This is a genomic window from Ancylobacter sp. 3268, from assembly GCF_031456575.1.
Classification (GTDB): Bacteria; Pseudomonadota; Alphaproteobacteria; order Rhizobiales; family Xanthobacteraceae; genus Ancylobacter.
In genome coordinates this window covers 131,545-155,433 of sequence record NZ_JAVDUX010000004.1, presented here as the reverse complement: position 1 = coordinate 155,433, position 23,889 = coordinate 131,545, and the positions used below count along the sequence as shown (strand labels likewise).

Genomic DNA, 23,889 nt, shown 5'->3' with positions numbered 1-23,889 from the left:
TGCAGGCGAGCTCAGCCCTGCAGCAGGGTGCGGCCGGCGCCGGGAAGGGTGATCGAGATCTGGCCGCCCCAGACACCATCGGGCGGATCGATGCGGATCTCGCCGTCATGCGCGTTGACGATGGTGCGGCACATGGCGAGGCCGAGGCCCATGCCGCCCGCCTTGGTGGTGAAGAACGGCTCGAAGGCCTTCTGCGCCGCCTCGGCGGCGAAGCCCGGCCCGGAATCGCGCACCTCGATGCCGACCTTTCCGCCGATACGCCAGGTGCGAACGGCGATGCGGCGCTCGCCGGCCGGCTGTGCGTGCATCGCCTGGACGGCGTTGGTGATCAGGTTGATCAGCACCTGCTGCAGCATGATGCGATCGCCCTCCACCGCGAGGCCGTCGGCCTCCAGCGTCGGCGTCAGCGCCACGCCATGGGCGGCGATCTCGTGCTGCACCAGCCGCATCGCCTCCTCGACCAGGGAATCGACGTCGAGGCGGGTGCGTTCCGGCTCGAGCTTGGTCATGAAGGAGCGCACCCGGCGCACCACCTGCGAGGCGTGCCGGGCGGCCTCGCCGGCGGCATCGAGCGAGGCGCGGACCTCGGCGAGGTTGGGGGGATCGCGGTCCATCCAGCGGCTGGCCGCCGCGGCATAGGCCGAGATGGCGGCGAGCGGCTGGTTGATCTCATGGGCGATGGAGGCGGAGACCTCGCCGATGGTGGCGGCGCGCAGGGCGTGGTCGAGCTGGCTGCGGGTGCGCTGCAGCGCCTCCTGGACGCGAATGCGCTCGGTGATGTTGAGCACGCTGGCCTGCACCCGGTCCAGAAGTTCCGGCGGCGGGAAGTTGAACGCGACCAGCACGCGCAGCAATTCGCCCTGGTGGGTGCGGATGCCGGCCTCGCCCTGGTAATGCGGCGCACCCGAATCGAGCGCGAGGAGGAAGCCGATGAAATCCTCGTCGGGATCGGTAAGGAACCCGTCGAGATGGGTGAAGAACTCCTCCTTCGAGGCGACCCCCATCAGCCGCAGCCCGGTGCTGTTCACATCGGTCACGCGGACGCTGGCGCGGATGCGGCGCAGCAGCTCCGGATGCTGGGTGAAATGGAGCGCGAGGTCGTCGACGCCCTGCGCCCGCAGCGCGTCGAGCTCCGCCTTCACCGGCCGCAGATCATGTTCCCAGATCGCCACCGCCAGCGTTTCGAAGATGGTGCGGAAGCGCTGCTCGCTCTGGCTCAGGGCCTCGATATCGGCCTTGCGCTGGGTGATGTCGGTATTGGTCTCCAGCGTGGTGCCCTGATAGCGGCCGGGCTCGGTGCGCCGGCGCAGCCGGCTGAAGACATGGATGGTGCGCCCGTCGCGGGTGATCTGGGTGATCTCGCCCTCCCACGAACCGTCACGCGCCAGGGCGGCGCGGACGGCATCGCGCGACTGCGGATAGTGCGAGGCGAGCAGGGCATGCGAATCCTGCCCATGAGCCTCGGCGAAGCTCCAGCCATAGAGGACCTCGGCGCCGTGGTTCCAGTAGACCACCCGGCCGGCGGTGTCGGTGAGGAAGATGGCGTCGCTGGAGACGTCGAGCAGTTCCGCCTGCGAGGCGACGGTTTGCTGGTCGGCATAGCGCTTGAGGACGATGAAGGCGGTGGCGCCGATCGCCGCCAGGCTGAACAGCAGGCGCAGTATGGTATCGACAGAGAAATACTCGCCATGCCCATATAAGAAGCTGAAGAGGGCGAGGGCGATGCAGCCGACCGCCGTCGCGCGGATGGCGCGCTCCGACGCGGTGTCGCCGATGAGGATCAGTACCAGCACATACAGGACAGCGACGGCGCTGCTCAGCATGGTGAAAGTGTCGATGGCAAAGATCGCCGCGGCCAGAGCGGCGGCTCCGGCATAGCGACATCTCAATGCCAGAACGCTCGGCGCTGCTTGTCTTCGCATCCGGAACTAGGGAGCCATATTACGTGAGGTCAACTTGGCTCCATTATAAAGATCGTGCACGACATGTCATCGGCAAATGCGCTCCCTATCCCCCGTGCGAAGGTATGATTGGAGCGCCGGCGCGCCTCGCTATGCCGGCTCCGCCGCCGCCCGCAACACCGCCACAAGGCTGTCGACGTCACGCGGGCCGTCATAACGCACGCCATTGATGAACAGCGTCGGGGTGCCGTTGACGCCGCTGCGCAGGCCGCTGGAGAAATCCTGGCGGATCTTGTCGTCGTACCGCCCCTCGAAGGCGGCGACGAGATGCGCGCCGTCGAGGCCGATCGCCCGCGCATAGGCGTGGAGGCTGGCGTCGTCGAGCGCGTCCTGCCGTTCATAGAGAAGATCGTGCGCTTCCCAGAAGCGGCCGGCGGCAGCCGCCGCCTCGGCGAACTGGGCGGCGCGTCCGGCATGGGGATGCTGCTCGGTGAGCGGGAAATTGCGGAACACGAAGCGCAGCCGGTTGCCCATGGCCTGCTGCACCGCCTTGAGCACCGGATAGGCCTCGCCGCAATAGGGGCATTCGTAATCGCCATATTCGACCAGCGTGACCGGCGCGGCAGCCGGGCCCTGGCTGTGGTCGCCGGGGCCGACGGGGGGCTTGAGCGTGCTCATGACGCGGCTCCCGCCGAGCTGTTCTGCTCGACCAGCCGATCCAGCGCGTCGAGGATGCCATCGGCGCCGGGATTGAGACCGAGAGGCGAGACGTAGCTCCAGCGGATCACGCCGTCGCCATCGATGACGAACAGCGCCCGCTCCGAGGTGCCGTCATGGTCGCGATAGACGCCGTAGCGGCGTGCCACCCCGCCCTTGGGCTCGAAATCGGCCAGCAGCGGGAAATGCAGCTTGCGCTCGGCGGCGAAGGCGGCGTGGCACCACACCCCGTCGGTGGAGATGCCGACCAGCTGGGCGCCATAGCGGTGAAACTCGGAGAGCACTTCATTGTACAGCGCCATCTGGTCGCCGCAGACCGGGCTCCAATCGGCGGGATAGAAGGCGAGGATGACCGGACGACCCTTCAGATCGGCGAGGGAAAGCTGCTGGTCGGGCGTCGCCGGCAGAGTGAAGGCGGGAGCCTGCGCGCCGGGCTGCAGCACCGCAGCGGGAGAGGAAGCTTCAGGCATCGGGTTGTCTCCACTGGACCGCTGCCGGTGCCCTGCGGCACCGGCGCGAAGGGACCTGCGCTCAATGGTTCGAGCGGGTGCACTCGTAGAGGAACCAGGTGCGGCGTTCGGTCTCGTCGATCCAGTTCTCCAGCACGCTGGCGGTGGCCACGTCGTTATACTCGTCGCAGACGGCATGGGTGGAGCGCAGCGCCGCGGTGAGCTGCTGGTTGTCCTGCGCCAGCTCGGCGAGCATGTCCTGCGCCGTCACATATTCGGCGTCGTTATCGGCGATCCGCTGCAGCCGGGCGATATGGCCGATGGAGCGCAGCGTGGTGCCGCCGACCTTGCGGGCGCGCTCGGCGATATCGTCGGTCATGGCGAAGATCTGATCGCCCTGCTCGTCCAGCATCAGGTGGTAATCGCGGAAATGCGGCCCGGACAGATGCCAGTGGAAGTTCTTGGTCTTGAGGTAGAGCGCGAACACATCGGCCAGCAGAGTGGTGAGCGCGGCGGCGATGTCGCGCGTGGCGTCGGCCCCGAGATCGGTGGGGGTGCGGAGCGGCGCGATCTGGCGCGTCTTCGCCGGGATGTCGGTCATGGCACGTTCTCCAATCAGGCGGTTGAATTCAGTAGGGTGGCGTTGGCGCGCCGCGGAGCCCGCCGCATCGGCCGATGGCCGCCACCGGTAGCGGGATATCCGATGCAGGCGACGCTAGACCCGCCTTCCGGCCCGGGAAATCGGCCGTTCGGTTGGCGGCATCATACATGAGTTTGGAGGTTCCCCGCCGGGGGCATCCCTGCCACGGGGCAAGTCGTGGCGGCCCCTCGACCCCGCGCCTCCGCGGAAGGAGGAAAGTCAGGCCGTCCGGCTGAGGGCCTCGTCGAGGCAGGCGATCATCTCGCTGCCGTCGAACGGCTTGCTGAGGAAACCGACGGCACCGGAAGCCGTGACCTGGCGGCGCAGGCGCTCCTCGGGGAAGGCGGTGATGAAGATGAGCGGCATGCGGTGGCCGCCCTGGCGCAGACGGGCCTGCAGCTCGACGCCGCTCATGCCGGGCATCTGCACATCGGTGATGACGCAATCGCTGTCGAGCAGCCGCGGCGAATGGAGAAAATCCTCGGCCGACGCGAAGGTACTGGTATCGAAACCCAACGAGCGCACCAGGCTGGCGGTCGCGGTCCGCACCGACTCGTCATCATCGATGATCGAGATCATTGCGGTCTGGCTCACGATGGTTGCTTCCTTCTTGCTGATCGGGACGCGTACCGACCGCGCGCCTCTCGTCATCTTCTATAGCGTCAGCACCGTGAGTTTCGAAATTATATGAAGGTTTGCGTCATCTATCTCTTCGGTGCCGCAAGACCGAGGGTCTCGGCCATGCGCACCAGATCGGCGAGCGAGCGGGCGCCCATCTTCTTCATCACGTGACCGCGGTGGATCTTGACGGTGATCTCGCTGAGGCCGATCTCCGCCGCCACCTGCTTGTTCATCAGGCCGGAGGTGACGAGCGCCATCACCTCCTTCTCGCGCGCGGTGAGCGTCTCGTAGAGTTCCTGCACGCCGGCGACCGCCCGGTCGGCGAGGCGGCGGGCGCGGTCCTGCTCGATCGCCGCCGAGACGGCGTCGAGAATGTCCTGGTCGCGGAACGGCTTGGTGAGGAAGTCGACCGCCCCCGCCTTCATCGCCCGCACCGTCATCGGTATATCGCCATAGCCGGTCATGAAGATCACCGGCATGTTGCGCTCGCTGCGCGCCAGCTGCGCCTGGAAGTCGAGGCCGCTGACGCCGGGCAGGCGGATGTCGAGCACCAGACAACGCGGGACATCCGGCAGCTTCGCCGCCAGGAATTCCGCCGCCGAGCCGAACAGTTCGACCCCGAGGCCGATGGAACGGAACAGGCTGGACAGCGCCTCGCGCAGGGGCTGGTCGTCGTCGACCACGATGACCAGCGGTTCGGTCGGCTCGGATGCGGCGCGGCGCGGCGGGGAGGTCGCAATCACGGGGTCGGCTCCTTGAGCGCAGGCAGGAGGACGCGGAACGTCATTCCGCGACCGGCGTTGGGGGTGGCTTCGATGCGGCCCATATGGGTCTCGACGATCGACCGGCAGATCGACAGCCCCAGCCCCATGCCCTGGGATTTGGAACTGTAGAACGGCTCGAACAGCCGTGGCAGGGCCTCGGCGGCGACGCCGATGCCGCGATCGGTGAACGCGACCTCGACCACCGGCTCGCCCGCCTCGTCGCGTCCCGGCCGGGATGCCACGACCAGCGGCCGGCCGCCGGCCAGCCCGTCCATCGCCTGCGCCGCGTTGATGGCGAGATTGATCAGCACCTGCTGAAGCTGCACCCGGTCGCCCTTCACCTGCGGCAATCCCGGCGCCAGCTCCAGCCGCAGCTGGACGCGATGGCGGTGCAGCTCCCGCTCGATGATGCCGAGCGTTTCCTCGATCAGCTCGTTGAGGGCGATGGGCTCGTGGCGGAGTTCGTCGCGGCGCGACAGCGCGCGCAGCCGCGCCACCACGTCGCTGGCCCGGCGCCCATTGGCGATCATCCGCTCGACCGAGGCGACGGCCTCGGCGACATCGGGAACCGGCCGGCGCAGCCAGCGCAGACCGGCCTCGCCATTGGTGACCACCGCCGCCAGCGGCTGGTTCACCTCATGGGCGATCGAGGCCATCAGCTGGCCGAGCGTCGCCACCCGCGTCACCTGGGCGAGTTCCGCCTGGGCCTGGAGCAGGCGGTCCTCGGCCCGCTTGCTGCCGGTGATGTCGTTATTGGTTTCCATGGTCGCCATCGGCCGGCCCTGCGGGTCGCGGTGCAGCGACCAGCGGCTGGTGACGAGGACATGGGTGCCGTTCTTGCAGGTGTGGCGCAGCTCGCCTTCCCAGCGGGCGTCGCGATGCAGCTGCTCGGTTGCCGCCTCGCGGCTGGAGGGAAACACCGTGCGCAGCAGCTCGGTGGTCTTCTGCCCCACCGCCTCGCCGGCGGACCAGCCATAGAGCTCCTCGGCACCGCGATTCCAGTAGAGGATGGTGTCGTCATCGTCGCGCACCAAAATGGCGTCGTGCGTCAGGTCCAGCAGCGCCGCCTGGCCGCGCAGCGTTTCGGTCGAGCGGCTGTAGCGGAGCGACAGCAGGGTCACGATGACGATGGCGACGATGGCGACAATCGCCCGCATCACCGCCTGCAATTCGTTGCCCTCTCCATGGACGGCGAGGAAGCTCGCCGCGGTCAGCCCGATGCAGACGGTGCCGGCCAGCAGGATGCCCCGCGGGGTCAGGCGGTCGGCCGCCAGCATCACCACCGCGACATAGAGCACGGCGATGGCGATATCGAGCGACGTCAACGTGTCGATGGCGAAGATGATCGCCGCGAGCAGCGCCGCCAGCACCGGCAGCAGCGTTCGGCCGGGCCGGAACAGGGCGGCGAGCCGAGCTGTCACGCCAACACTCCACCGCCCGGCCGGCAAGCCGGGTGCGCGGCGACGGGATGCGGGCGCGCGCGGCGCGTGAAGGCAGGGCGCGCCAAGGAATGACGCGGCGAGACGGAACGCAGTATCCGCCCGAAGGGGGCAAGGGCACAAATCATGCCGCATGCTAGCAAATTCCCGCTCCCGCAAGCCTATACAAACGTATGTTTTTCATCGACTGATCGTATGCTGAAGCGAGCAGACGTAGAATTGAGCCGAAGGTTAGATCGTCGATAGTCACGGGAAAAGGCCATACCTCGCATCGAGGTGTGCCGCCCGATTCCACACCCATCGATGAATGAGGAATGCCATGAGCCGGAACATCGCCGATCTGACGATCACCACCCTGGCCCAGATCGGGGTCAAGCGGATCTACGGCGTGGTAGGCGACAGTCTGAACGGCCTGACCGAGGCGATCCGCCGGACCGATGCCATCGACTGGGTGCATGTGCGTCACGAGGAGGTCGCCGCCTTCGCCGCCGCCGGCGAGGCCGCGATCACCGGCGAGCTGGCGGTGTGCGCCGGATCCTGCGGGCCGGGCAACCTGCACCTCATCAACGGCCTGTTCGACGCGCAGCGCTCGCGGGTGCCGGTGCTGGCCATCGCGGCGCAGATCCCCTCCTCGGAAATCGGCGGCGGCTATTTCCAGGAGACGCATCCGCAGAACCTGTTCCGCGAATGCTCGGTCTATTGCGAGCTGGTGTCCGACCCGGCGCAGATGCCCTTCGTGCTGGAGAACGCCATCCGCGCCGCCCTCGGCCGGCGCGGCGTCGCCGTGGTGGTGATACCGGGCGATATCGCGCTGAAGCCCGCCCCCGAGCGGCCGGTTTCCGCCGCCGCCGGCCTCAAGCCGCCGGTGCCGGTGGTGAAGCCGGCGGATGAGGAGATCGACCGGCTCGCGGCACTGCTCAACGCCGCCGCGCGCGTCACGCTGTTCTGCGGGCGCGGCTGCGCCGGCGCGCATGAACCGCTGATGGCACTGGCGGAAAAGCTGAAGAGCCCGATCGTTCACGCTCTGGGCGGCAAGGAGCATGTCGAATACGACAATCCCTACGATGTCGGCATGACCGGCTTCATCGGCTTCGCCTCCGGCTATGAGGCGATGCACGATTGCGACACGCTGCTGCTGCTCGGCACCGACTTTCCCTACAAGCAGTTCCTGCCCACCGGCATCAAGATCGCGCAGGTCGATATCCGCCCCGAGCAGCTCGGCCGGCGCTGCGCGCTGGAGCTCGGCCTCGTCGGCGATGTCGCGACGACGCTGGAGGCCCTGATCCCCATGATCGCCACCAAGGACGACCGGCTGCATCTCGACGACGCCGTGGCGCGCTATCGCAAGTCGCGCAAGGGGCTGGACGACCTCGCGACCGGCACGCCGGGCCGCAAGCCGATCCATCCGCAATATCTCGCGCGCCTGGTCAGCGAGGCGGCGGCGGAGGATGCGGCGTTCACCTTCGATGTCGGCACCCCGACCATCTGGGCGGCGCGCTACCTCGCCATGAACGGCAAGCGGCGGATGGTCGGCTCGCTGGTGCACGGCTCGATGGCCAACGCCATGCCGCAGGCGATCGGCATCCAGGCGTCGCAGCCGGGCCGCCAGGTGATCTCGCTCTCCGGCGATGGCGGCTTCACCATGCTGATGGGCGACCTGATCACGCTCAAGCAGGAAAAGCTGCCGGTGAAGGTGGTGATCTTCAACAACGGCACGCTCGGCTTCGTGGCGCTGGAAATGAAGGCGAACGGCTTTGTCGAGATCGGCACCAATCTCGACAACCCCGATTTCGCCGCGATGGCCCGCGCCATGGGCATCCATGGCGTGCGGGTGGAGGACCCCGGCGATCTGCCCGCGGCGGTGGCCGAGGTGCTCGCCCATGACGGGCCGGCGGTGCTCGATGTCGTCACCGCGACGCAGGAGCTCTCCATGCCGCCGACCATCGAGCTCGCGCAGGCCAAGGGCTTCGGCCTGTGGATGATCCGGGCGGTGATGAGCGGGCGCGGCGACGAGGTGCTCGACCTCGCCAAGACCAACCTGCTGTCGCGCTGAAGCGCGACGATCTGCGCGCGGCAGACGATCCGCGCGCGACACATGAGGCGAAGGACGGCGGGGCGTCTTCCGGTGGGAAGACGCCCCGCTGCTATGGCGATTGCTTATGGCGATTGCTTATGGCGATGCATGGCGCGTGCCGTTCGCCGAGGACGTGGCCGGACCCGAGGCGGTGCCGGCATCGCCACGCAGAACGGCGCGGCATGCCGGGAGGGCGCGCCGCGCCGCAGGTTCGTCCGGCCGTGGCCGGCTCGGCGATGGGCGGTTCAGCTCTGGATGAAGGCGAGCAGATCCGGGTTGAGCACGTCGGCATGGGTGGTGAGCATGCCATGGGGAAAGCCCGGATAGACCTTCAGCGTGCCGTTCTGCACCAGCTTGACCGACTGGCGGCCGGCGGCGTCGATGGGCACGATCTGGTCGTCGTCGCCGTGCAGCACCAGCACCGGCACCGAAATGGCCTTGAGGTCCTCGGTCTGGTCAGTCTCGGAAAAGGCCTTGATGCCTTCGTAATGGGCCTTGTTGCTGCCCATCATGCCCTGGCGCCACCAATTGCGGATGGTGCCTTCGGAAATCTTGGCGCCCGGACGGTTGAAACCGTAGAACGGGCCGGTCGGCAGATCGAGGAAGAACTGCGCGCGATTGGCCGCCTGGGCGGCGCGCAGGCCGTCGAACACCTCGATCGGCAGGCCGCCGGGGTTGCTCTCGGTCTTCACCATCAGCGGCGGCACGGCAGACACCAGCACCGCCTTGGCGACGCGGCCGGCCGGCTCGCCGTGCTTCGCCACATAACGGGCGACCTCGCCGCCGCCGGTGGAATGGCCGATATGCACCGCGTTCTTCAGATCGAGATGCTCGACCACCGCGAAGGCATCCGCGGCATAGTGGTCCATGTCGTGGCCTTCGGAGACCTGCGCCGAGCGGCCATGGCCGCGGCGGTCATGGGCGACGACCCGGTAGCCCTTCTGCACGAAGAACAGCATCTGCGCGTCCCAATCATCGGACGACAGCGGCCAGCCATGATGGAACATGATCGGCTGGGCGTCCTTCGGACCCCAGTCCTTGAAGAAGATCTCGACGCCGTCCTTGGTGGTGACGAAAGGCATGATTGCGATCCTTCGATCTGGCGGTGAAAACGGTGGCAGCAGGCCCTACGCAGGCAGGAAAGCTGTCGCGGGCTGACAGATAGGGCGTCAGCGGCGACCGGTAAGTGACGAAAGCATGCATGTTATCGCGAACGCCCGACCGCGTGCCACGCGGCCGCACATTCGCGCCTCCTTTACGCGCGCGGTGCCGGGGCACCACACCCGCCGAAGCCTCCCCGGTGGCCGCGTGATGGCTGGCGAGGGCCGGTTGCGCCGCCGCCTATGGGCTGCGCGAGAGCATGAGAGAGGTGCGGTCCTCCGGCACTTTCAGCCAGCTGCCGTCTTCCTGCGCGGCGAAGCGCAGGGGCTCGCCCTTGTCGCGGAGCAGCAGCAGGTCGCCGGCCTCCAGCCGCCAGCGCTCCGGCGCGACCGGGCCGAGCAGCGGCCCGCAGCCATCGTCGGGGGCGAGCGGATAGTCGCCGTCGCCGAAGGGCTGCTCGTCCAGCATCACGGTGCAGAACGGCGTGTCCGGCCCGCGCGACAGCCGCCACAGACCGAACAGATCCGCCGGTTGCGCCAGCGGCGCCGCCTGCGCCAGCCGCGGATTGACCAGGAAATAGACGCCGTCGCGCTCGCGCAGCGCTTCCCAGGTGCCGCCGGCACCCTCGGTGAACTCCGCCACCAGCCGGCCGGAGGCGGCGTGCAGGCGGATCGAATCCCCCGGCCCCGGCGACCAGGAGGCGATGTCGGTGGCGAAGGTGATCTGCTCGGCGCAGGCGGCGCGGTCGAGGTTGAGGCCGAACAGCGGATGATCGACCCCCGCCGGCGGCCGGACGGCCTTCGTCGCCAGAGCGAGCGGGCAGATGCGGTCGCCATCGGCATTGGTGAGCTGATAATTGTCCGCCAGCCGCCTGGCGACCTGTGCCGGCGTCTCCTGCACCGGCGACGCGTCCGGCGTCTCGGCTTCCTGCGCGATGGCGGGCGGCGCCCCGGCGCCTGCCAGACCGGCGAGCAGCAGCGCGGCGCAGAGGTGGCGACGGCTCCTCACGGGACGCCTCAGGCCCTGGCCGGCGGCCAGGGCGTCTCCGCCACCGGGGTCAGCGGCGGCCGGCCCGAAGCCCAGGCGAGAAGATTGTCGACCACCAGCTGGCCCATGGCGTCGCGGGTGAGCTGCGTCGCCGAGGCGACATGCGGCAGCAGGACGACATTGTCGAGGGCGATCAGCGCTTCCGGCACGTTCGGCTCATGGGCGAAGACGTCGAGGCCGGCGCTCATGATGGTGCCGTCCTGCAGCGCGGCGATCAGCGCCGGCTCGTCCACCACCGAGCCGCGCGCGACATTGATCAGCACGCCGCGCGGGCCGAGGGCCTTCAACACCTCGGCATTGATCATGTGATGCGTCTGCGCGCCGCCGGGCACGATGACGATCAGCGTGTCGACAGCGCCGGCGAGGGCGAGCAACTCGGGATAGTGGGGATAATCGACATCGGCGGCGGGACGGCGGCTGTGATAGGCGATGGGACGGCCGAAGCCTTCCAGCCGCCGGGCGATCGCCTGGCCGATGCGCCCCATGCCAACGATGCCGATGGAGCGGTCGCGCAGCGTCGCGGTGAGCGGGAAGGCGCCGCCGGGCCATTTTCCCGCGCGCAGATAGCGCTCGGCCTGCGGCAGGCGGCGAATGGCGGCGAGCAGCAGCGCCAGGGTGAGGTCGGCGACCTCGTCGTCGAGCACGCCGGGGGTGTTGGTGACGACGACGCCGCGGGTGCCGGCGGCGGCGGCATCGACGGAATCGTAGCCGACGCCGAAATTCGACACGATCTCGAGATTCGGCAAAGCGTCCATCAATTCGGCGGTGACCCGTCGCCGCGCGGTGGCGCCGACGCCGGTGGCGATGGCGCGAATGCGCGGGCCGACACGGGCCAGCACGGCATCGCCGTCCTCGCCATCGAGCCGATGCACGACGAAATGCTCGGCGAGCTGGGTTTCGATCATCGGCATGAGCGGGCCGGTCTGCAGCAGCTCGATGCGGCCGGCGGCACGTGCGGTCTCGGATTCGGACATGTCAGGCTCCTTCGCGTCGGCGGCTATTCGTCACCAAAGCACCGGCGCTGGCAATCCGTCTTAGGCAGGCTCGCCATGGCCCCGCCGGCGGGAGACCGCCGATCGGCGGGCGCGGCTGTGGACAAGCCTGTGGATCGCAAGTGGACGACTTTCGGAGGCGCAAGCAAGCGGCTCACGCCGCCGGAGGAGGAGGGGCCGTCGGTTCGGAAGCGATGCAGCCGAACGCCGCTACGCCGGCTCCTCGACCTCGTCCGCCTGCTCGTCGAGATCGGGATCCTCGGCGCCGAGCTTTGCGGAGAGGTTCTTCTCGATCCGCCGCAGCAGCTTGCGCAGGCGCTTGCGGTCCTTGCCGTCAATGCCGCCGGTCATGGTGTCTTCGAGCGAGTCCCAGATCTCGTCGATGGCGCCGGCACGGCTGCGACCCTCATCCGTGAGGTGGACGCGCACCAGCCGGGCGTCGGCGTCGGAGGCCTTGCGAACCAGCAGACCCTGCGCCGCCAGCCGGCCCACTGTCTTGGAGGCGGTGGGCGGGCGCACGCGCAATGCCCCCGCCAGTTCCGACATGGTGCGGCCGTCCGTGTCGAACAGCAGTTTCAGAACGGTTTCCTGACCGGGGAACAGACCGAGTTCCTGAAGCCGCCGTGCCGCAAGGGCGCGCTGCAGGCGTGCGGCGTGTTGCAGGCGAAGACCGATGCTCTTGTCGAACCCGTCCTTCATGGGGCGTCCCGTCGACCGCATGGCGGCAACAACCATTGTTGCAGCAAAAACAGCGTGTCATGACAGGAGGATGGCGGTAAACGCCGATTTCGTCAAAATCTTACTCCGGACGCGAAATTCTGAGCCGGGCGAAGCGCTCCTCTACCCGGCTAAGGAAGGCGGTGCGCTTGGCGAAGCTCACCGAATCCATGCCGTGCAGCGCCAGCCAGAGTTTCGGCGCGCGGGGATGGATGATCCCTCCAATGCCATCGAGCAGGATGCGGCGGCCCGGCTGGCCGATCCACCGCCACCAGAACCACGGCGAGCCGAGGGTGGAGACCGCGGCGATCAGCCGGATGTTGGTGAGGTGGCGCTCCAGCGGCCGGTACGGCCTGGGCATGCCGAAGGTCTCGAACGGCACCAGCACCCGGTCGAGCCAGCCCTTCAGCATCGCCGGCGGGCCATACCACCAGGTGGGGGCGACGAAGACGAGCGCGTCGGCGGCCTTCACCCGATCGAGATGATCGGCCACCGGCAGCCGGTTGAGCCCCAGCGTGTGATAATTGCGCCGCTCCTCCTCGGAGAGCGCCGGCTGGAAACCATCGGCATAGAGATCGATGAGGTCGGCCTCGATACCGGCCCTGTCCAAGCCGCGCAGCACCGCGTCGCGGAGCGCGGCGCCGTAGCTGTCCGGCACCGGGTGGCAGAAGACGATGAGCGCGCGCGTGGTTTTCTCAGGCAAATGGGTTCCTCAGGCAGATGGCTTGCTTGGACGGCTTGCTCGGCAAGGTGGCTTGCTCGGCAAATGGCTTGCTCGGGCAAACGCCGTTCAACCGAGCCCCTGGAACAGATAAACGCGGCCGGAGGCAAGGTCGAATTCCGGATTCTCCCAGCCGATCATCTTGCCCGGGTTGAGCAGGCCGGCGGGATCGGCCTCGCGCTTGAAGGCGAGCTGCACGGCGTCGGTCTGCTTCATGCCGCCTTCCTCCAGCGTGTAGCGGTGCGGGTTGAACACCACCGCGTCCATCTCCTCATGGAGGGCGATGATTTCTTCCAGCCGCTGCTCGGTGGTGAAGTGCACCAGCGGCAGGCCGAAACAGGTGATCTTGCCGTCGAAGCGGACGAATTCGAGATGCGCCGGCACCTCGGCGCCGAGCCGGGCATGGATGCGGGCGACGAGATCGAGCTGGTGCGGGAAGGGATAGAGCGTCTGCAGATAGGTGACCGCCGGATCGACGCGCAGCGCCCTGAGCGTGGTGTGGTTCCAGGCCAGTTCGTAAAGCGGCGGCAGCCCGGCCTGCCTCGCCGCCGGCACCAGGTCGGAGCGGAACAGCGTCTCGCCGCCATGACGGGCGGTAAAGGCGGCAAAGGCATCGATGGCGAGCGCATCGACCATGACCAGCACCACATGCTTGCCATCGGGCAGAAACGGCTTGTGGCGCAGGAAATAGAGCTGCGGCACCGGCGCGGCGACGACGCTGACCAGCTTCTTGGCCAGCGCGTCCTGCTCGCCCAGCGCATTCGCATAGGCGCAGGCCGCGGCGAAATCCTCGAAGCCGATGATCGCCTCCACCCAGGCATAGGCCGGGGCGAGCGGCATGGTGACCTCGGTGATGATGCCGTTGGTGCCATAGGCATGGGCGACCTTGCCGACCTCCTCGCCGGTGAGGCGGAGCACGCGCGGCGCGGCCTCCATCGTCACGACGGTGAGGCCGAGGATGTTGCCGAGGTCGCGTAGCCCGCCCCACATGATCGAGCCGACGCCGCCGGAGCCGCCGGCGATGAAGCCGCCGATGGAGGCGGTGCGGTAGGTGGACGGGTGCAGGCGCAGCTCGCGGCCGACCGCCTTGCGGGTGGCGGCGTCGATCTCGGCCAGAATGGCGCCGGCCTGCGCCACCACATGGCCGGGGCCGATGTCGAGGACGCGGTTCATCCCGGACAGATCCAGCACCACGCCGCCGGCCAGCGGCATGGCCTGGCCGTAATTGCCGGTGCCGGCGCCGCGCGGCGTCACCGGGATCGCCAGCTCGGCGCAGGCCGACAAGATGCGAATCACCTCGTCCTGCGAGGTGGCATGAGCGACGATGTCGGCGACCGTGGCGTCGAGCTGGCGCTTCAGGACCGGCGAATACCAGTAGAAATCGCGGCTCTTCTGGCGGACGAGGGCGGGATTGTCCTCGAGGCGGATGCCGTCGAGGCGGGCCTTCAGGGCGGCAAGGTCGTAACGGTCGCTCATCGGGGCTGATCCATCAGGTCGTCGAGTTCGGCAGGATCCGGCGGCGTGGTGTCGATGATCGCGCCGCCCCGCAGCACCAGGCGGTCGGCCTGCGGGCGCGACAGCAGCTCGTTGAGGCTGCGGGCCCGGAACAGCGACAGGTCGGCCGGCGCGCCGGGCAGGAACAGGCCGGCGCCGGCCAGGCCCATCGCGGCGGCGGGGCGGGCGGTGACGATGTCCGGCCAGTCGCCCAGCGGGTGGTCGAGATGGGCGATGCGGACCGCCTCGCGGAACACCTCGACGAGATCGAGGTCGCCATAGGCGTAGAAGGGATCGCGCACATTGTCGCTCGCCACCATCACCGGAATGCCGCGGGCCCGCATCTCGTGCAGCAGGGTGACGCCGCGGGCGCGGGGCGTGCGGCCCGGCGCGCGGTCCTGGAGGTAGAGGTTGCACATGGGCAGCGAGACCACGGCGATGCCGGCGCGGGCCACCAGATCGAGCGTGCGCTCGACGGCAGCGGACTCCTGCCGCGACAGCGAGCAGCAATGGCCGACCAGGATGCGGCCCTCGAAGCGGCGCCTGAGCGCCGTCTGCGCGATCAGCGCGAGGGAATGGGCGGCGGGGTCGAGAGTTTCGTCGACATGAAAATCGAGGTCGAGGCCGTGGCGCTCGGCGGCCTCGAACAGCCGGTCGAGGCCGTTCTGGATGCCGGGCGCGAGATAGGTGAAGGTGCCGAGCACGCCGCCGAAGCCGGTCACCGCCGCCACCAGCGCGCCGAACTCGGCATCGTCCAGCACCAGCTCCACCGGCGCCAGCGCCACGCCCTGCAAGGCGATGCGATCCGCCCATTGCGCGCGCTTTTCCGCGAAGACCGGCCAGGAAATGGCGGTCTGCGGGCCGATGGAATCGAGATGGGTGCGGATGGCCACCGTGCCGTGCGCATAGGCGCAGCGCAGGGCGAAATCCATGCGGCGTCCGACATCCTCGGCGCTCCAGCATTGCTCCCGATCGGCGGTGTTGGCGGCGAGCGCGCCGGCGAAGCTGCCGTCCGGGTTCGGACGGCGCGGCCAGATGAACGCCTTGTCGAGATGGGTGTGGGCGTCGACGAGGCCGGGCAGGACGAGCGCGCCGTCGAGTTCCAGCCGCGGCAGCGGGTGGTTGTCGGCGCCATGCGGAGCCAGGCCGGCAATCGTGCCCTCGGCGATGAACAGATCGAACTGCACCAGCCCTTCCGCATCGGGCCGGGCGGCGAAATCGCGCATGAATTCCGGCACCAGCACCGCAGGCGCGCGCACGCCGACCAGCACATAGGCATCGGGCGGATGGCCCAGGAAGGCGGCGCGCAGGGCGGCTTTCATGGCTTCAGCTCCGGTTCCCTCAGGACTCAGTTGCCTTTGCCGAGGGCGCTCTCATGCCAGCGACGCAACAGCAGCCAGGAGAGCAGGCTCAGCCCGGCATAGATGAGGATGCCGGCGAGAGAAATCAGCAGCAGGGCGGCGAACATGCGCGGAATGTTCAGCCGATAGGCGGATTCGACGATGCGGAAGGCGAGGCCGGAGCCTTGGCCCGCCGAGCCGGCGGCGATCTCGCCCACCACCGCGCCGACAAGGGCGAGGCCGCCGGCGATGCGCAGCCCGCCGAGGAAATAGGGCAGGGCGGTGGGAAGCTGCAGCAGGCGCAGGGTCTGCACCCGCCCGGCGCCGGAGAGGCGGAACAGGTCGCGCAGGTTGGGATCCACCGAATTGAGCCCGAGCGTGGTGTTGGACAGGATCGGGAAGAAGGCGACGATCCAGGCGCAGGTGAGCACCGCCGTATCGGTGGAGAGGTAGATCAGCATCAGCGGCGCGATGGCGATCAGCGGGGTCACCTGCAGGATGATGGCGATCGGGAACAGCGAGAACTCGACGATGCGGGCGGAGGCGAACAGCAGGGCCAGCGCGCCGCCGCCGATGGCCGCCAGCACCAGGGCGATGAGGGTGGTGCGCAGCGTCACCATGAGCGAGCCGAGCAGCACCTCGCGATCGGCGATCAGGGTGTCGAGCACGCGCAAGGGGCCGGGAAGGATATAAGGCGGCAGATCGTTGAGCCGCACCACCAGCGCCCAGCCGAGGATGACGAGGCCGAGCACGGCCACCGGCAGCAGCCAGCGGAAGGGCGAGGTCTCCAGCCGATGCGCCATGCCGCGCCGCTCCTTTCAGCCGGCGTTCATGGCGGCGGCGAGCGCCGTCGACGTCCGCCGGCACAGGGCGGCATATTCCGGCGAGGTGCGGAAGGCCTCGTCGCGCTCCAGCGCCGGATCGATGGCGAGCTCGGCGGCGACCCGGCCCGGCCGGGCGCGGAACACCAGGATGCGGGTGGAGAGGTAGACCGATTCGAACACCGAATGGGTGACGAACACGATGGTGCAGTTGAGCTGGCGCCAGACCTGCAGCAGGTCGTTGTTCAGCTTGAAGCGGGTGATCTCGTCGAGCGCGGCGAAGGGCTCATCCATCAGCAAAAGGCGCGGCTTGGTGACCAGCGCGCGGGCGATGGAGACGCGCATCTTCATGCCGCCGGAGAGCTCGCGCGGATAGGCGTCGCGGAATCCGTCAAGGCCGACCATCTCCAGCGCCTCCATGATCGCCGGCTCGGCCTCCCGGCGGCCGATGCCGGCGAGCTTGAGCGGCAGGTGGACATTGCCGAACACGCTCGCCCACGGCATCAGCGTCGGCTCCTGGAAGACGAAACCGACAGACGGATGGGTAGCCGCTGTCCTGTGGGTCGCTGATGGCTTGTGAGCAGCTGATGGCTTGCCCGCGCGCTCGCCGTTGAAGGCGATACGGCCCGAGCTCGGTTCGGCGAGGCCGGCGATCAGGCGCAACGCCGTCGACTTGCCGCAGCCGGAGGGGCCGAGCAGCGAGAGGAACTCGCCACGGCGCACCTCCATGTCGAGCCCGTCGAGGGCGGTCACCTGATTGCCGAAGCGCTTGCCGACACCGGCAAGGCTCAGCAGCGGCGCGCCGGCCTCGGGCGCGGCCGGACGCGGCTGTTGCAGGATCGCGGTCACGCGCGGCGGCTCATTTTGGGGCAAGTTCCTTACCGACGCCCTTATTCACGAACTGCGTGGTGTAGGACTTCTTGTAGTCGATGTCGGCCTTGACCACCTTGGCGCGCACCATTTTGTCGTAGAAGCTCTTGATCTTCTCATCCGTCATCGCGCCGACACCGAGGCTCCTGGTGTCGCCGGAATCGACGATGCCGTATTCCTTCATCTTGTCGATGGAGAAGGCGATCATCTCATCCGTCATTTCCGGATTGTCCTTCTTGATCAGCGCATTGGCCTTGGCGTTGTCCCCATAGAGGTAATTGTACCAGCCGATGATCGAGGCATCGACGAAGCGCTGCACCAGATCGGGGTTGGACTTCACCAGCTCGGAGCGGGTCTCGATGGTGGTGGAATAGGTGTCGAAGCCCTGGTCGGCGAGCAGGAACAGCTGCGGCTTGAAGCCGCCCTGCTGCTCTACCGCATAGGGCTCGGAGGTGATGTAGCCCTGCATGGCGCTGTTCTTGTCGGCGAGGAACGGCGCGGCATTGAAGGTGTAGGGCTTCACCTGATTTTCGCTGAAGCCGAAATCGGCGACCAGCCATTGATAGTAGCTGGCAAGGCCTTCCTTGGAGATGAACAGGGTCTTCGTCTTCAGATCCTCGAAGGTCTTCACGTCCGGATGGGCGATCAGCACCTGCGGGTCCTTCTGGAACAGCGCGGCGACGATGACCGTCGGGATGCCTTCCACCACCGAGGAGAAGGCCTGCAACATGTTCGCGCCCATGTAGAAATCGATCTTGCCGACCGGCAGCAGCAGGCGGTTATTGGCCTGCGGGCCACCGGGCAGGATCGTCACGTCGAGCCCGTACTTCGCATAGGTGCCGTCGACCACCGCCTGGTAGAAGCCGCCATGCTCGGCCTGCGCCACCCAGTTGGTGCCGAAGGTCACCTTGTCGGCGGCGAAGGCGGGCGGAGCGGCGGTGAACGTCGTCAGGGTGGCGGCGAAGGCGAAGGCGAGCGAGCGCAGGAAATGGCGGCGCGGAAAACTGCGGCGCATGGACAGGGTCTCCCAACAGGCGGTGCCGGCGGCAATGCCGCCATACTAGGCGAGCTTAAAGCCGATGCACATATCTCCCACATGGCCTTGTCCGCACAAATTTGCGGGCCTAAGGATGGAGCATGCTGCGCCATCTCCTGCCGACCGCGATCCGCCGCCCGTTCGCCCGCTACAGCCACGCCGTCGAGGTGACCGCCGGCGCACGGCTGCTGCTGACCTCAGGCCAGCTCGGCATTTCGCCGGACGACGCGATTCCCGAAAGCGCCGAGGAGCAGGCGGCGTTGTGCTTCCGCGCCATTTCCGCCTGCCTGGAAGAGGCGGGGATGGGACCGGGCGACATCGTGCGGCTCAACGCCTATGTCACTGACCGGGCGCATATGGCCGGCTACATGGCGGCGCGCGACCGGTTCGTCGCCGATCCGCCGCCGGCCTCGACGCTGATGATCGTCTCCGGCTTCACCCGCCCGGAATTCAAGGTCGAGGTCGAGGCGCTGGCGGCCCGGGCGGATCGGGACTAGAACGCCGCCTTCGAACGTCGCGGAGCCCAATCATGCCGCCCAAGCGCCTGTGGACCGAAATGAGCTGGACCGATTTCGCGCAAGGCGATGTCGGAAGCTGGATCGCCGTGCTTCCGGTGGCGGCGGTCGAGCAGCACGGGCCGCACCTGCCGGTCGGCGTCGACGCGATGATCGGCCAGGGCTATCTCGACGAGGTGATGGAGCTGCTGCCCGACGACCTGCCGGCGGTGTTCCTGCCGATGCAGCCGATCGGCAAATCCAACGAGCACCTCTTCTTTCCCGGCACGCTCACCTTGTCGGCCGAGACGCTGGCCCGCGCCTGGATCGAGATCGGCGAGAGCGTTCACCGCGCCGGCGTGCGCAAGATCGTGCTGGTCAACTCGCATGGCGGCAATGTTTCCACCCTCGACATTGTGGCACGCGAGCTGCGTGCCCGGCTCGGCATGCTGGCGGTGACGGTGTCCTGGCATCGCTTCGGCTATCCCGAGGGCCTGTTCTCGGCCACCGAGCGCCAGCACGGCATCCATGCCGGCGGCATCGAGACCTCGCTGATGCTGCAGTTCCGCCCCGACATGGTGCGGGAGGACAAGATCGACAATTTCGTCCCGGCGACGCTCGGCATGGAACAGGAGTTCCAGTATCTGCGCGCCGGCACGCCGGCCGGCTTCGGCTGGATGTCGCAGGATATCAACCCCACCGGGGCTATGGGCGACGCCACCGAGGCCGATGCCGAGAAGGGGCGGGCCTGCGCCGTCTATGGCGCGCGCGCCTTCGTGGCGCTGCTCGCCGATGTGCAGCGTTTCGACCTGTCCCGCTTGCCCGCCGGCCCCCTCGGCGGCGGCGCCAAATGAACGCTCCCCTGACCGCGATGGATACGACCGCCATGCCGATGCGCCTGACGCTCGACGAAGCCCGCGCCTATGCGAGCCGGGTGCTGGAGACCTTCGGCGCTTCGCCGGCCAATGCCGCGACGACGGCGCAGGCGCTGGTGGCGGCCGAGGCCGACGGGCTGGGCAGCCACGGCCTCGCCCGCCTGCCGAGCTATTCGGCAATGGTGGCGGCCGGCAAGATCGACGGTTATGCGACCCCGGCGAGCCGGCGGGTGGCGCCGAGCGTGCTCAGCGTCGATGCCGGCAACGGTTTCGCCTATCCGGCCATCGAGCACGCGCTGCCGCTGGCGGAAGAGATCGCCCGCGAGACCGGGATCGCGCTGGTGTCGATGCGGCGCTCCAGCCATTTCGGCGTCGCCGGCCAGCCGGTGGAAAAGCTTGCCGGGCGCGGGCTGGTGGCGCTGGCCTTCTCCAACGCCTCGGCCTCGATCGCGCCCTGGGGCGGCAAGAAGGCGGTGTTCGGCACCAACCCGCTCGCCTTCGCCACGCCGCTGCGCGACCGGCCGCCGGCGGTGGTCGATCTTTCGGTCGCCAAGGTGGCACGCGGCAATGTGCTGGCGGCGGCGCAGCGCGGCGAGCCGATCCCGGAGGGCTGGGCGCTCGACACCGAGGGCCGGGCGACCACCGATTCCAGGGCCGGCCTCGCCGGCACCATGGTGCCGATGGGCGAAGCCAAGGGCACCGCGCTCGCCTTCCTCATCGAGGTGATGGCGGCGGGGCTGACCGCCTCCACCTTCGCCTTCGACACGCCGAGCTTCTTCGACGGCGAGGGGCCGCCGGCGGCGGTCGGCCATGTGATCCTCGCCATCGATCCCGGCCGGACGGCGGGGGCGGCCTATCTCGACCATATGGAGCGGCTGGCGGCGACGATCGAGGGCGAGCCCGGTGCGCGCCTGCCGGGCCAGCGGCGCCTCGCCAATCGCGAGAAGGCGGCGCGCGAGGGCGTGAGCGTGCCGCCGGCGCTTCGGGCGGCGCTGGCCGGGATGGGGTTCGAAGGCTGAGGCCCTCGGCCGGCGCCGAATGCAAAAAGGGCCGCCCGCTGTCAGCGGACGGCCTCCTCGACATTCGTCGCGATGCGGCTCCGCCGATGGCGGAACGGCTCACTTCTTGGCGGCTTCGATCGCCTTGACGATCAACTCGCGGGCGCGCTCGGGACCGTGCCAGTCGGCGACGTTGACCTTCTTACCCTTCTCCAGGTCCTTGTAGTGGGTGAAGAAGTGCGCGACCTGCTCGACGACGAGCGGGGGAAGGTCCTGATAGGACTTCACGTTGGAGTGGTACGGGTAGACGCTGTCCGCCGGCACGGCGAGGATCTTCTCGTCGCCGCCCTTCTCGTCCGTCATCATCAGCACGCCGACCGGGCGGCAGGGAATGACGCAGCCGGCCATCAGCGCCACCGGCGAGATGACGATCACGTCGAGCGGATCGCCGTCGTCGCCCAGCGACTGCGGGATGAAGCCGTAGGCGCCCGGATAGAACATCGGCGTGTGCAGGAAGCGGTCGACGAAGATCGCGCCGGATTCCTTGTCGAGCTCGTACTTCACCGGCGCGCCGCCGGCCGGGATCTCGATGACGGCGTGGATCTCGTCCGGCGGGTTCGGTCCGGCAGAAATGCGTGAAATGTCCATGAACGGGCTCCAGAACGAAGAATGCCGGGCAGACCGGCCGACAAAGCGCTTCCTAATAGGTCGGAGGAAGCCCGCCGTCGAGAGAGTGTGAGCGGGCAATTCGGCGCATATGCCGCAATGCGGCGGTAAATCTCGCAGATGCGATGTGATAATGTATCAAATGGCTGGACGCAGTCCGGTGATATGTTGTATCAGTCGAGCTGTCTTCGAGGTTACGCATGCCTGCATCCCACCATCAGCACGATCATTCCAACCACGCGCACTCCAACCACGCGCACTCCAACCACGCGCACTCCAACCACGCGCACTCCAACCACGCGCACTCCAACCACGCGCACTCCAACCACGCGCATCCGCATCATGGGCATCCGCCCGGCACCCGCCATCCGGCGGCCGTGGTGGGTCCGTCGCTGCTGCGGATGTCCGCCTTCGCGCGGCTGGCGCTGGTGCTGCCGGTGGCCGTGCTTTTGTGGGCGGCGGCGCTTGCGGTGCTGTGGGGAGGCGCGTGATGGCGGAGGAAGTCCTTGCCTTCCGCGACGTGACGCTGGGCTACGACCGGCATCCGGCGGTGCATCATCTGAGCGGGGCGGTGACGCGCGGCGAATTGGTCGCGGTTTGCGGGCCCAACGGTGCCGGCAAGTCGACGCTGCTTAAGGGCGTGATGGGGCTGCTGTCGCCGCTGTCGGGCAGCATCGCCCGGCCCGACGACGGGCGGCGCATCGCCTATCTGCCGCAGGCGGCCGAGGTCGATCGCTCGTTCCCGATCAATGTCTACGATATCGTGGCGCTCGGCCTGTGGCGGCGCACCGGGCTGTTCGGCGGCGTCTCGCGCGCCGACCGCGAGCGCATCGCCGCGGCGATCTCGGCGGTAGGCCTCGACGGCTTCGAGCGCCGGACCATCGGCACGCTGTCCGGCGGGCAGATGCAGCGGGCGCTGTTCGCGCGGCTGCTGCTGCAGGATGCCGAGATCATCCTGCTCGACGAGCCCTTTACCGCCCTCGATGCCGCCACCGTGCGCGACCTGATCGCGCTGGTGGAGCGCTGGCACGGCGAGGGCCGCACGGTGCTGGCGGTGCTGCACGATCTCGAACTGGTGCGCGCTCATTTTCCCCGCACGCTGCTGCTGGCCCGCTCGCCGGTGGAATGGGGCGAGACGCGGGCGGTGCTGACGCCCTCCAACCTGATCAAGGCGCGGCACATGTGCGAGGCCTGGGACGAGAGCGCCCATGCCTGCGAGGCGGAGCGCGCGGCATGAGCCCGTATGAGCTGTTGATCGCGCCCTTCGCCGAGTTCGACTTCATGCGCCGGGCGCTGATCGGCGTGATCGCGCTCGGCCTCGGCGCCGGGCCGGTCGGCGTGCTGATGATGCTGCGCCGGATGAGTCTCGCCGGCGATGCCATGGCGCACGCCATCCTGCCCGGCGCGGCGGTGGGGTTCCTCGCCGCCGGACTGAACCTGTTCGCCATGACCATTGGCGGGCTGGTCGCCGGTTTTGCGGTGGCGATCGGCGCCGGCGCGGTGGCGCGGGCGACGCAGATGAAGGAGGACGCGGCGCTGGCCGCCTTCTACCTGGTCTCGCTGGCGCTCGGGGTGATGCTGGTGTCGCTGCGCGGCTCGAATGTCGATCTCCTGCATGTGCTGTTCGGTACCGTGCTGGCGCTCGACGACCCGACGCTGCTGCTGATCGTCGGCGTCTCCACCGTCTCCATGGTGACGCTGGCGATGCTGTGGCGGCCGATGGTGGTGGAGTGCGTCGATCCCGGCTTCCTGCGCTCGGTGAGCCGGGCGGGAACGCCGACGCACCTCGTCTTTCTCGCGCTCGTGGTGCTCAACCTCGTCGGCGGCTTCCATGCGCTCGGCACGCTGCTGGCGGTGGGGCTGATGATGCTGCCGGCCGCCACCGCCCGCTTCTGGGCGAGCGACCTCACCGCGCTGGTGCTGACCGCCGTGCTGGTCGCCTGCGGCTCGGGGGTGATCGGCCTGCTGGTTTCCTATCATCTCGGCGTGCCCTCGGGCCCCGCCATCATCCTCATCGCCGGCGGCGCCTATGTGCTGTCGGTGCTCGTCGGACCCATCGGCGGCATCCTGCTCCGCCTGATGCCGCGCCGACATCTCGAAGCCTGAAGGAGT

At 68.4% G+C, this 23,889-nt stretch carries 25 protein-coding genes; 7 read left to right on the top strand and 18 right to left on the bottom strand.

The window, feature by feature from the left end:
- Positions 1 to 11: 11 nt before the first annotated feature.
- From J2X65_RS07015 to J2X65_RS06985, 7 genes are all read right to left on the bottom strand, one after another.
- Positions 12 to 1,823, bottom strand: coding sequence for an ATP-binding protein (locus J2X65_RS07015; protein ID WP_310199687.1), 1,812 nt, complete (start codon positions 1,821 to 1,823; stop codon positions 12 to 14).
- 228 nt (positions 1,824 to 2,051) lie between these two features.
- On the bottom strand, positions 2,052 to 2,579 hold the full coding sequence (locus J2X65_RS07010; RefSeq protein WP_310199685.1) for a DsbA family protein: 528 nt from the start codon (positions 2,577 to 2,579) through the stop codon (positions 2,052 to 2,054).
- Positions 2,576 to 3,088 (bottom strand): redoxin domain-containing protein, encoded by a 513-nt coding sequence (locus J2X65_RS07005; protein WP_310199683.1) that lies wholly within the window; start codon positions 3,086 to 3,088, stop codon positions 2,576 to 2,578. Before J2X65_RS07005 ends, J2X65_RS07010 begins: the two co-directional genes overlap by 4 nt.
- A gap of 61 nt (positions 3,089 to 3,149) precedes the next feature.
- Complete coding sequence (locus tag J2X65_RS07000; RefSeq protein WP_310199681.1) at positions 3,150 to 3,668, bottom strand: DNA starvation/stationary phase protection protein; 519 nt, start codon at positions 3,666 to 3,668, stop codon at positions 3,150 to 3,152.
- Between the two features lie 258 nt (positions 3,669 to 3,926).
- Positions 3,927 to 4,286: a response regulator gene (locus tag J2X65_RS06995; RefSeq protein WP_310199679.1), complete on the bottom strand. Its 360-nt coding sequence runs from the start codon at positions 4,284 to 4,286 to the stop codon at positions 3,927 to 3,929.
- Between the two features lie 125 nt (positions 4,287 to 4,411).
- Positions 4,412 to 5,071 (bottom strand): response regulator transcription factor, encoded by a 660-nt coding sequence (locus J2X65_RS06990; RefSeq protein ID WP_310199677.1) that lies wholly within the window; start codon positions 5,069 to 5,071, stop codon positions 4,412 to 4,414.
- Positions 5,068 to 6,513 carry an ATP-binding protein gene (locus J2X65_RS06985; protein ID WP_310199675.1) on the bottom strand — a complete coding sequence of 482 codons (1,446 nt, stop codon included), beginning with the start codon at positions 6,511 to 6,513 and terminating at the stop codon, positions 5,068 to 5,070. The genes J2X65_RS06990 and J2X65_RS06985 overlap by 4 nt, the downstream gene beginning before the upstream one ends.
- 337 nt (positions 6,514 to 6,850) lie before the next feature.
- On the opposite strand from J2X65_RS06985, the gene poxB reads away from it, so the two are divergent.
- The gene (gene poxB, locus J2X65_RS06980; RefSeq protein WP_310199673.1) at positions 6,851 to 8,584 is read left to right on the top strand and encodes a ubiquinone-dependent pyruvate dehydrogenase; all 1,734 of its coding nucleotides are present in this window, start codon (positions 6,851 to 6,853) and stop codon (positions 8,582 to 8,584) included.
- Positions 8,585 to 8,850: 266 nt separating this feature from the next.
- On the opposite strand, the gene J2X65_RS06975 is transcribed toward poxB, so the two are convergent.
- The 10 genes from J2X65_RS06975 to J2X65_RS06930 form a co-directional block, all read right to left on the bottom strand.
- On the bottom strand, positions 8,851 to 9,687 hold the full coding sequence (locus tag J2X65_RS06975) for an alpha/beta hydrolase (RefSeq protein ID WP_310199671.1): 837 nt from the start codon (positions 9,685 to 9,687) through the stop codon (positions 8,851 to 8,853).
- A gap of 259 nt (positions 9,688 to 9,946) precedes the next feature.
- Positions 9,947 to 10,714 carry an AprI/Inh family metalloprotease inhibitor gene (locus tag J2X65_RS06970; RefSeq protein WP_310199669.1) on the bottom strand — a complete coding sequence of 256 codons (768 nt, stop codon included), beginning with the start codon at positions 10,712 to 10,714 and terminating at the stop codon, positions 9,947 to 9,949.
- A gap of 8 nt (positions 10,715 to 10,722) precedes the next feature.
- Positions 10,723 to 11,727: a 2-hydroxyacid dehydrogenase gene (locus J2X65_RS06965; RefSeq protein ID WP_310199667.1), complete on the bottom strand. Its 1,005-nt coding sequence runs from the start codon at positions 11,725 to 11,727 to the stop codon at positions 10,723 to 10,725.
- 228 nt (positions 11,728 to 11,955) lie between these two features.
- Positions 11,956 to 12,444 (bottom strand): MarR family transcriptional regulator, encoded by a 489-nt coding sequence (locus J2X65_RS06960; RefSeq protein WP_310199666.1) that lies wholly within the window; start codon positions 12,442 to 12,444, stop codon positions 11,956 to 11,958.
- A 100-nt stretch (positions 12,445 to 12,544) separates the two neighbouring features.
- Complete coding sequence (locus tag J2X65_RS06955; RefSeq protein WP_310199664.1) at positions 12,545 to 13,165, bottom strand: NAD(P)H-dependent oxidoreductase; 621 nt, start codon at positions 13,163 to 13,165, stop codon at positions 12,545 to 12,547.
- A gap of 87 nt (positions 13,166 to 13,252) precedes the next feature.
- Entirely contained in the window at positions 13,253 to 14,659 is a 1,407-nt protein-coding gene (locus J2X65_RS06950) for an FAD-binding oxidoreductase (protein ID WP_310199662.1), read from the bottom strand.
- Positions 14,656 to 15,999, bottom strand: coding sequence for a cytosine deaminase (locus tag J2X65_RS06945; protein WP_310199661.1), 1,344 nt, complete (start codon positions 15,997 to 15,999; stop codon positions 14,656 to 14,658). Before J2X65_RS06945 ends, J2X65_RS06950 begins: the two co-directional genes overlap by 4 nt.
- 26 nt (positions 16,000 to 16,025) lie before the next feature.
- Positions 16,026 to 16,820, bottom strand: coding sequence for an ABC transporter permease (locus J2X65_RS06940; RefSeq protein ID WP_310199659.1), 795 nt, complete (start codon positions 16,818 to 16,820; stop codon positions 16,026 to 16,028).
- A gap of 15 nt (positions 16,821 to 16,835) precedes the next feature.
- Positions 16,836 to 17,678, bottom strand: coding sequence for an ABC transporter ATP-binding protein (locus tag J2X65_RS06935; protein ID WP_404977683.1), 843 nt, complete (start codon positions 17,676 to 17,678; stop codon positions 16,836 to 16,838).
- A 19-nt stretch (positions 17,679 to 17,697) separates the two neighbouring features.
- Positions 17,698 to 18,723 carry an ABC transporter substrate-binding protein gene (locus tag J2X65_RS06930; RefSeq protein WP_310199655.1) on the bottom strand — a complete coding sequence of 342 codons (1,026 nt, stop codon included), beginning with the start codon at positions 18,721 to 18,723 and terminating at the stop codon, positions 17,698 to 17,700.
- Positions 18,724 to 18,845: 122 nt separating this feature from the next.
- Here J2X65_RS06930 and J2X65_RS06925 point away from each other — a divergent pair, with 122 nt between their 5' ends.
- Genes J2X65_RS06925 through J2X65_RS06915 form a run of 3 tightly spaced genes read left to right on the top strand, consistent with a single transcriptional unit; the run spans position 18,846 to position 21,132 of the window.
- A complete protein-coding gene (locus tag J2X65_RS06925; RefSeq protein WP_310199653.1) occupies positions 18,846 to 19,241 on the top strand; it encodes a RidA family protein in 396 nt (131 codons plus the stop codon).
- A 32-nt stretch (positions 19,242 to 19,273) separates the two neighbouring features.
- A complete protein-coding gene (locus J2X65_RS06920; RefSeq protein ID WP_310199650.1) occupies positions 19,274 to 20,092 on the top strand; it encodes a creatininase family protein in 819 nt (272 codons plus the stop codon).
- 32 nt (positions 20,093 to 20,124) lie between these two features.
- Positions 20,125 to 21,132, top strand: a complete 1,008-nt coding sequence (locus J2X65_RS06915; protein ID WP_310200065.1) for an Ldh family oxidoreductase — start codon at positions 20,125 to 20,127, stop codon at positions 21,130 to 21,132.
- 99 nt (positions 21,133 to 21,231) lie between these two features.
- Here J2X65_RS06915 and ppa read toward each other — a convergent pair whose 3' ends face one another.
- The gene (gene ppa, locus J2X65_RS06910) at positions 21,232 to 21,759 is read right to left on the bottom strand and encodes an inorganic diphosphatase (RefSeq protein ID WP_310199649.1); all 528 of its coding nucleotides are present in this window, start codon (positions 21,757 to 21,759) and stop codon (positions 21,232 to 21,234) included.
- Positions 21,760 to 21,977: 218 nt separating this feature from the next.
- Here ppa and J2X65_RS06905 point away from each other — a divergent pair, with 218 nt between their 5' ends.
- From J2X65_RS06905 to J2X65_RS06895, 3 genes are read left to right on the top strand one after another with little or no spacing between them, the layout of a single operon-like run.
- Positions 21,978 to 22,268: a hypothetical protein gene (locus tag J2X65_RS06905; RefSeq protein ID WP_310199647.1), complete on the top strand. Its 291-nt coding sequence runs from the start codon at positions 21,978 to 21,980 to the stop codon at positions 22,266 to 22,268.
- Complete coding sequence (aztA, locus tag J2X65_RS06900; RefSeq protein WP_310199645.1) at positions 22,268 to 23,014, top strand: zinc ABC transporter ATP-binding protein AztA; 747 nt, start codon at positions 22,268 to 22,270, stop codon at positions 23,012 to 23,014. The genes J2X65_RS06905 and aztA overlap by 1 nt, the downstream gene beginning before the upstream one ends.
- Positions 23,011 to 23,883, top strand: coding sequence for a metal ABC transporter permease (locus tag J2X65_RS06895; RefSeq protein WP_310199644.1), 873 nt, complete (start codon positions 23,011 to 23,013; stop codon positions 23,881 to 23,883). Before aztA ends, J2X65_RS06895 begins: the two co-directional genes overlap by 4 nt.
- Positions 23,884 to 23,889: the final 6 nt, after the last annotated feature.